Annotated in this window: 6 protein-coding genes and 1 pseudogene; 5 read left to right on the top strand and 2 right to left on the bottom strand. The window is 60.4% G+C overall.

Annotated features, from left to right (window positions below; all coding sequences use genetic code 11):
• A pseudogene (locus ABNS66_RS11240) lies at positions 1-707 on the top strand (hypothetical protein); the annotation flags it as partial.
• Between the two features lie 15 nt (positions 708-722).
• Here ABNS66_RS11240 and ABNS66_RS11235 read toward each other — a convergent pair.
• Both ABNS66_RS11235 and ABNS66_RS11230 read right to left on the bottom strand, forming a co-directional pair.
• Positions 723-1,985, bottom strand: a complete 1,263-nt coding sequence (locus tag ABNS66_RS11235; protein ID WP_286838950.1) for an NADH:flavin oxidoreductase/NADH oxidase family protein — start codon at positions 1,983-1,985, stop codon at positions 723-725.
• A 158-nt stretch (positions 1,986-2,143) separates the two neighbouring features.
• A complete protein-coding gene (locus ABNS66_RS11230) occupies positions 2,144-2,947 on the bottom strand; it encodes a class III extradiol ring-cleavage dioxygenase (protein WP_286838948.1) in 804 nt (267 codons plus the stop codon).
• Positions 2,948-3,255: 308 nt separating this feature from the next.
• Between ABNS66_RS11230 and ABNS66_RS11225 the strand changes: the two genes are divergently transcribed.
• Genes ABNS66_RS11225 through ABNS66_RS11210 form a run of 4 tightly spaced genes read left to right on the top strand, consistent with a single transcriptional unit; the run spans position 3,256 to position 7,671 of the window.
• The gene (locus ABNS66_RS11225; protein WP_286838947.1) at positions 3,256-4,029 is read left to right on the top strand and encodes a DUF3348 family protein; all 774 of its coding nucleotides are present in this window, start codon (positions 3,256-3,258) and stop codon (positions 4,027-4,029) included.
• Positions 4,026-6,314, top strand: coding sequence for a DUF802 domain-containing protein (locus ABNS66_RS11220; RefSeq protein WP_286838946.1), 2,289 nt, complete (start codon positions 4,026-4,028; stop codon positions 6,312-6,314). Before ABNS66_RS11225 ends, ABNS66_RS11220 begins: the two co-directional genes overlap by 4 nt.
• Positions 6,311-6,946 (top strand): OmpA family protein, encoded by a 636-nt coding sequence (locus ABNS66_RS11215; RefSeq protein WP_204995153.1) that lies wholly within the window; start codon positions 6,311-6,313, stop codon positions 6,944-6,946. Before ABNS66_RS11220 ends, ABNS66_RS11215 begins: the two co-directional genes overlap by 4 nt.
• A complete protein-coding gene (locus tag ABNS66_RS11210) occupies positions 6,943-7,671 on the top strand; it encodes a DUF2894 domain-containing protein (RefSeq protein WP_286838944.1) in 729 nt (242 codons plus the stop codon). The genes ABNS66_RS11215 and ABNS66_RS11210 overlap by 4 nt, the downstream gene beginning before the upstream one ends.
• The last annotated feature ends 32 nt before the right edge of the window (positions 7,672-7,703 follow it).

Genomic DNA, 7,703 nt, shown 5'->3' with positions numbered 1-7,703 from the left:
TTGCCGCCGAATATGTGGTGAATGCGATTGATCAAATTGCCGACTCCGGGCGCAAGGTATCCATTGTTGGCCATAGTCAGGGCGGTATGGGGCCGCGCTGGGCAGTGCGTTGGTGGCCGAGCCTGCGCGACAAGATTGAGGACATGATTCTTCTGGCAACGCCTAACCACGGCCTGGAATTTGCGCAATTAACAGCGCTTGGCCTGCCTATGCCGGCAGTATTTTTTCAGTTCGGACAAGAGTCGAACTATATGCAGGCGCTGAATAGCGACGATGAAACGCCGGGTGATATTGATTACACCAATATCTACACCCAGTTTGACGAGCTGGTGCAGCCGGTGTCACCAGTGCCAACGGCGGCGTTGGATTGGCAGCAGGACAACCCCAGGGTTGCCAATATCCTGATTCAAGATGTTTGCCCGGGACGCATCGTCGAGCATGCGACGATCGGTTTGACCGACCGTGCGACCTACGAGCTGGTACTCGACGCGCTGGCCAACGGTGGGCCAGCCAGTCCAGAGCGGGCCGGCGGCGAGATATGTGGTTTACTGCCATTTTTGCCCGAGCCGGCGCTATCGCCAAGCCTGCTTACCGATTTTATCGATGTGTTTGCCAGCGAAGGCGGTCAGGGCTTCCCCGACCTATCACTGGTGACCGAAGAGCCGCCCTTGAAACCCTATGCGCAGTCGGCAGTGCAGCCTGAGTAGATGGCTGCAATCGCCCTAGCTGTTCCGCGCCACTCGGCGCTTCGCCAATTTGCGTTCGCCGATCATGTGCTTGGCGGCGCGGCGCAGCAGGCCGGTGTCTTCGACTGGCGGTTTGCCCTCGGCGAGGTTGATGATTTGTTGGTAGTACCACTGGGTCGCCAGGCCAAAATTCAGGGTGCGAAGGGTGCGGTTGGGGCTGTTGGGGCCGAGCCAACCGGGGCCGATGCGCAGCTCTTTTTCCCAGGCGCGAAAACCGAGTTTTTCGCCACGCAACAGGGGTTTTACATCGGGCTCCATGCACAGTGGCCGCGCAATGCCCACCACGTCCATCGCGCCACTATCCAGTGCGGCTTGCATGGCGTTATAGCTGCGGAAGCCGCCGGTCACTGCGAGAGGTATTGAGGTGACGTCGCGAATGCCTTTGGCGTAGTCCAAAAAATAGGCCTCCCGCGCTTGGCTGGCGGCGGCGCCTTCTTCCTGGTCGCCCATCAGTGCCAGTTTTTCGTAGGTGCCTCCGGAAATCTCCAGCAAGTCGATGCCGGCTTCCGACACCCAGGCCGCGACTTGCAGACTTTCGTCGTGGCTAAAGCCACCCTTGGAAAAATCGGCGGAGTTGAGTTTCAGGGCTATCGGGAAGTCGGGGCCGACCGCCTCGCGACTGCGGCGAATGACCTCCAGTAGGAAGTGAGCGCGATTCTCGAGACTACCGCCCCACTGATCCTGGCGGCGGTTTGCCAGCGGCGACAGAAATTGGCTGATCAAGTAGCCGTGGGCAGCGTGAATCTGCACGCCGCTAAAGCCGGTTTCCTTGGCGATGCCGGCAACGCGCGCATAGCCACTGATTGCACGCTCGATGTCGTCTTCGGTCATGGGGCGGGGTTTGCCGAACATGCCGGCCAGATCAATGCCCACATCTGAGGGGGCCAGTGGCTGGTGCGATACGACCTTTTGGCACTGTCGCCCCGGATGGTTGATTTGCATCCACAACTGGTTACCGGCGACCTGTCCGGCTTTTGCCCAGTGTTTCAGCTGCTCTTCGCCGCCGTTGTGGTCGATCACCACGTTGCCTGGGCGCTCTAAAAAACGGTGGTCGACCATCACGTTGCCGGTTACCAGGGTGCCTGTGCCGCCCTCTGACCATGCTTGGTAAAGTCTGGCGAGCCGAGGGGTGGCGTGATCGTGCTCGTCGGCGAGGCCCTCTGTCATCGCAGATTTCAGCAAGCGGTTGGGCAGTGTTGCGCCGCAGGGAAGCGTAAGGGGGTCGCTGAGTTTTGGCATAGCCGGGGTCCTGTGTTTATTGTTGTGGCGATCGATGGCGAGGCCCAGTGTAGTCGGCTGGCGGATAAAAATAAATTAACAAGTGTTCATTAGCGGCGATCCAAAGGACAGGCGCCATTTGCCCCCGTCAGCTGCAGTGCGATGAGGGTGAGCCAGCCCTAGTATTGCCACAAAAATGCGCTGCTGAGTTCGCCCATGACCTCGTCAAAAAATACCCGTTGAGCGGGGCCTCGGGCCATGCCTGCGCAGACCTGCAGTGGCATTAAATGCTCCGCGCGAGGGTGGCAGTGAAGTGCCCCCGGCGCGCGCTGCCAGTGGGCAAGCGCAGTTTGTCGGGTATCGTCGGAGAGCGTTTCGTCGCAGCACTGTTGCGCCAGCCAGTTTTCAAACTGGTGGTGGGCGTCGCGGTCCATCGTGCCGGCAAAATAGGCTTGCAGGTTGTGATAGGTGGCGCCGCTGCCTAACACCAATAGTCGGCGGTCACGCAATACCCGTAAGGCGCGTCCCATGGCGATATGCTCGGCGCCATCGAGGCTGCTCAACAGCGAAAGCTGCACAACGGGAATATCGGCATTGGGGTACATCAGCGTTAGCGGCACAAACATACCGTGGTCGAAGCCGCGCGTTGCATCAAGATGAGCGATTAGCCCTTCGTTGCTGAGGGCGCGCTGCAGCTCACAAGCCAGCGTCGCATGGCCTGAGGCGGGATACATCAGTTGATAAGATTCCGGCGGAAAGCCGCTGTAGTCGTAAATCAGCTCAGGGCGAGCGGCGCTGGTGATCCGGGCTTGCTCGGCCTTCCAGTGCGCGCTGATCAGTACAATCGCTTGCGGCCTTGGCAGGCTTTGCCCCATTTGCGTTAGAAAGGCGCACAGCCGGGCATGGCCGGGGTCGCCCAGCAGGGGCAGCGGGCCGCCGCCGTGGGGAATAAACAAAATGCTCGCGCCAGCTGTGGTACTCATTGACTGCTCCGTTACGGGTAATACCGCCATAGTACGGAATTCCCGTGGGGCTGTCTGGCGCAAAAAATCGTCTAAAAGGGGCAGAAAAGCCAATACATCGCTTGTGCAGTTGTATTGAATCGGGCGGTAAAATGGCGATAATGGGGCGCAAAAATGCAAAAGCATAGCCAAAAAAGTAGAAGCAACGCCGTTCCGCTGTGGCCTGTAACAGGCGTCAGTGACCACTCTAAATTTTGTCACGCTGGCAGAATGGCCTGTCCCGAATAAACTCGCTCATCGTGTTCGATGAGAACTCGCACTAGGATTCTATGCCCAAGGCCGCCGCGCACGCCCCGCCGACACCTTCGCGACTGGCCCATACCCTCAATGCCTTGGGTGTGGCGGCGAGTGCTGCGCCGCGCGCGGGTTTTGCCGACAAATTGGCCGAATTGATTGACCTCTCCGGAGCGATTGCCCTGTCGGAGTCACTGCGCGGCTTGCGACGCGTGAAAGCGACCGGCGAAGCCGCTGGCGATGATGCCCAAGCCCTTTTTATGGCGCGCCGCGCCGACATGATTGAGGCGATCTCCGCGAGTTTCACCCTCGACTCGGAGGCGATGGCGAGCAGTCCGGCGGGATTTATTCTACCCTCGCCAAACGCTGACACTTTTGGCAGCGATGCCGCTGGGTACGCGCCTTATCAACGCTTTTATGCCCTGCATCAAAGTGAAATTGACCATCGGGTCATCAGCTTGCGCGGCGAGTTACGCAAGCTGTTGGCGGGTCGCTCCGAGGCGCTGGCCCAGCTGGCCGCGCTGGATACCATGATGGAGGGCACGCTGGCGGTATACAGCCGTCGTGCACTTTCTGCCTTACCTAAATTACTGGCGCAGCATTTTTTCGCGCTGCGCAGTGAGCAACAAAACATCGATGCCGATACCGAGCAGCCAACTACCAGTGAGCAGTGGCTCGCGGAAGGGGGCTGGCTCTGGCAATTTCATACCGACATGCAGAGTTTGCTACTTGCTGAACTCGCGCTGCGCCTGCAGCCGCTACAGGGTCTATTGGAAGCCCTGGACTCCGAACACGAGGACACTCCATGACACGATTGCTTTCCCTGGCTGCCTTTATTCTTGGCGCGCTGGTTATTCTGTGGATGGGGGTGGCTGTTGCCGCCGGCCACTTGCTGGCATCGGTAGTGATGTTACTCATTGCGCTGGCCTACTTTACCGGCGGGGCTGAATTGCTGCGCTATCAGCAGGCCACTGGCGCGCTGCACGCGGCCCTAGAGCAGGGCGGCGATGTGGAGCTGAATAGTTGGTTGGATGCCTTGCCCGCGTCGCTGCGCAACCCGGTGCGTCAGCGTATCGAAGGGGAATGCGTAGGGCTGCCGGTACCTGTGCTCACGCCCTATCTGGTTGGCCTGCTGGTCATGCTGGGTTTGATGGGCACCTTCGTCGGTATGGTCGAAACCCTGAGCGGCGCCGTACAGGCGCTGGAGGGTAGCACCGAGCTAAGCGCTATTCGCGACGGCTTGACCACACCGATCAAGGGTCTGGGCATGGCCTTTGGTACCTCTGTGGCCGGTGTGGCGGCATCGGCGATGCTGGGTTTTATCGCTACGCTCAGCCGCCGGGAGCGTATTGACGTATCCCGCGAGTTGGATCAACAGCGCGACAGCCGCTTCCGTAATTACTCTCTCAGTCATCAGCGCCAACAAACCTATTCCGCCCTGCAACAACAAGCCGATGCGCTGCCCACCGTTGCCAGCCAGCTCACGGCACTGAGTGAGCGCCTCGGTGCGATGGGCGAGCAGCTCAGCCAGCAATTGCTCGACAACCAGCAGCAGTTTCAGCAGAGCGTGCAACAGGATTTTCAATCACTGGCCAATGCGGTGGCCGAGTCACTCAATCGCAGTTTGGCGGACAGCGGTCGTCAGGCTGGCGAAACTATCAAGCCGGTTGTAGAGGCGCTGCTGGCAGGGTTGGAGCGCGACCTACAGCAGCGCCACCAACAGTTTGACGAGGCCGCCAATGCGCGCCTTGAAGCGATGTCTAGCCAGCTTGAACAAAGCGCGGCCACCATTGATAGCACCTGGCAAAAGGGCCTGGAAAATCAGCAGCGCGCCAATCGCGAATTGGCCGATGCGGTGGGTCAAAGCCTCAGCAGTAGCGCCGAGCAGATGGCCCGCGACAGTCGCCAGCTGCTGGACGATGCCGCCCAGCGCAGTGCCGAGGCGCTGCAGGCCCAGCGCGATGCCGAAGCCGAGCGCTTACAGCAGTGGCAGGCGGCCTTTGCCAATGCCGAAACCATGTTGTCGGCGGTGGCCCGCTCCTTGGGCGAGGATGCCGAAACCCGCAATGCGGCGTTGAACAGCGTCAACCAACAGTTATTGGAGCAGCAGCGCCAGCAACTTGAAGAACAGCAAGCGGCTGAGCAGCGCTGGCAGGAAAGTGTGGCGGCGCGAAGCACGCAGCTGATCGATGCCCTGCAGGGCCAGTTGCAACAGCTGCGTGATGAAGAAGGGCAGCGCGGCGACGCTGCGGTGAGCCGTTTGGAAACGCTGCAGGCAGCCATTGCCGAGCAACTGAGCCAGCAACAGGCCGCGGAGCAGCGCTGGCAAGAAAATGTGGCAGAGCGCAGCAGTGCACTGATCGATGCCCTGCAAGGTCAATTGCAACAGCTACGCGACGAGGAAGCGCAGCGCGGCGATGCCGCCGTGAGCCGACTGGAAACCTTGCAAGCCGCCGTGGCGACGCAATTGGCTGAACTGGGCAATTCATTAGAGGCGCCGCTGGCCAATCTGATCGAATCCGCGTCGGAGGCGCCCCGCGTTGCGGCTGAGTTGATGGAGCAATTGCGCGGCGAAATTACCAAGAACATTGAACGCGATAACAGCCTGCTCGATGAGCGCCGTGAGTTAATGTCGGAGCTGGCCAGTTTGACCGATGGCCTGCGCGACAACAGTCAGGCGCAGCGCGAAGCGGTTGAGCAGTTGCTCGCTAACAGCGGCGATACTCTCAAGCAGTTGGGTGAGCGTTTGGGTGACAGCATTGAGCAGCGCGCCGGTCAGCTGGCCGAGCTTGGCGATCAACTGGCGGGTAGCGCGCTGGAATTGTCCGGCGTGGGCGACACCTTTGCCGCCGCGGTGCAGCAGTTTGGTGACAGTAACGGCGAACTGCTGGCGGCGCTGGCCAGTGTCGAACAAACCCTCAAGGAAAGCGGCGAGCGCAGCGATGAGCAAATGAGTTACTACGTTGCCCAGGCGCGGGAGATTATCGACCACAACCTGCTCACCCATCAGGATATTTTGGCGCGCCTGCAAGCCCTTACCGACAGTGCCGAGCAGCTTGAACTGAATATGAACGCCGAAGGGGCCGAGGCGTGAGTCGCGAACTTGATGACGGCTTGAGCCAGGAGCCGCCAATCTGGGCGATCTTTGGCGACCTGATGACCGGCATGGTGGGCGTGTTCGTGCTGCTGCTCATTTGGGCGCTGGGTTTTCAGCTGGAGCTGGCGAAAAGCCTGGAAAAAGAAGTCGCTCAACGGGAGGTGGAGCAACAGCGCCGCGCCGTGCTGGAAGAGGCGCTTGCTGCGCCCTTGGCCAGTGGTCGGGTGACCCTGCGCGATGGCCGCATTGGCATAAGCGGCAGTGTGTTGTTTTCGCTGAACTCGGCGGAACTCCAGCAAGAAGGCCGAGAACTGCTGCGCAGCCTGATCCCGCCGCTCAAATTGTTTGTGCAGGAAAATGATCAACTGCTGATGGTGAGCGGCTTCACCGACGACCTGCCCATTCAGCAGGGCAACTTACAGTTCTCTGACAACTGGGAGCTGTCTGCGCAGCGAGCGCTAACGGTTACCCGCGCGTTGATCGACGAAGGCATGCCCGCCGACAGCGTGTTTGCCGCCGCCTTTGGCGACCAGCAACCGGTGGCTGCCAATAATAGCGAAGATGGTCGCGCCCAAAACCGCCGCGTGGAAATGGCGCCCGTCCCCCGCGTGAAGCAGGAGGCGAAGTGACTCCCGCTCCCGGTACGCCACTGGCTGAATTGCAGGCAACGCTGGCGACGCTGCAAGGGCAGTGCCCTCAGTTCGACCCACCGCGCCTGCGCGGCGTGGAAAGTCTGTTGGAGAAGGCGCAACAGCAGCGACCGTCAGTGCAGGCGCCACTATTGCGCCGCGCGGCATCAATGCTTGCCGATTACCGGCGCGACTGTGAGCAATTCAGCGAGCAGCCGAGCCGACTGGCTGGTGTGCTGGCGACTCACCGCCAGCAATTGGCGACTCGTCGCAGTGGCGCTGCTTCAGCTCTGCGGGCTCTGCAAGCACAGCTAAACCGAGACACCCCGGATGACGCCGCCAGCGACGAAGCAAGTTCGCCGATCAGTGCCTTGCTCCGCCAGCAGGAATTTTCGCTGTTGGGCGCTTCCCAGAGCCATGCATCCGATAAGGCGACCAGCGAGCCACCAAAAGAGCTGCGCGCATTGCGCCAATTGCGCAGCCGCCAGCGCCATCAGGATATCGAGCAGCGCATCGATCAGGCCATTCAAAACGCCCCTCAAGACCCCGGCCCTCTCAACCCGCAAATGCTGGCTATTCGCTCGTTGACCAATATGCGCGAACGCTCGCCGGCCTACCTGAAGCAGTTTGTTGGCTACCTCGATACCTTATTGTGGTTAGAGGCGCAGTTGCCGGGTGAAGAAAGCGGTAAAGCCGGTAAGGGCAAGCGTCGCAAAGCGCGTTAGTTGTGTCGCCTTCCTGTAGGCATTCTGTGCTA

Source organism: uncultured Spongiibacter sp. (assembly GCF_964011655.1).
In the GTDB taxonomy this organism is placed as follows: Bacteria; Pseudomonadota; Gammaproteobacteria; order Pseudomonadales; family Spongiibacteraceae; genus Spongiibacter; species Spongiibacter marinus.
The sequence above is the reverse complement of the archived record's forward strand: the minus strand, read 5'-3'. Positions and strand labels throughout refer to the sequence as shown.

Excerpts from the sequence above, each read along its gene's own strand:
- ABNS66_RS11235 (WP_286838950.1), bottom strand. The coding sequence starts at position 1,985 with ATGCCAAAACTCAGCGACCCCCTTACGCTTCCCTGCGGCGCAACACTG.
- ABNS66_RS11230 (WP_286838948.1), bottom strand. The coding sequence starts at position 2,947 with ATGAGTACCACAGCTGGCGCGAGCATTTTGTTTATTCCCCACGGCGGC.
- ABNS66_RS11225 (WP_286838947.1), top strand. The coding sequence starts at position 3,256 with ATGCCCAAGGCCGCCGCGCACGCCCCGCCGACACCTTCGCGACTGGCC.
- ABNS66_RS11220 (WP_286838946.1), top strand. The coding sequence starts at position 4,026 with ATGACACGATTGCTTTCCCTGGCTGCCTTTATTCTTGGCGCGCTGGTT.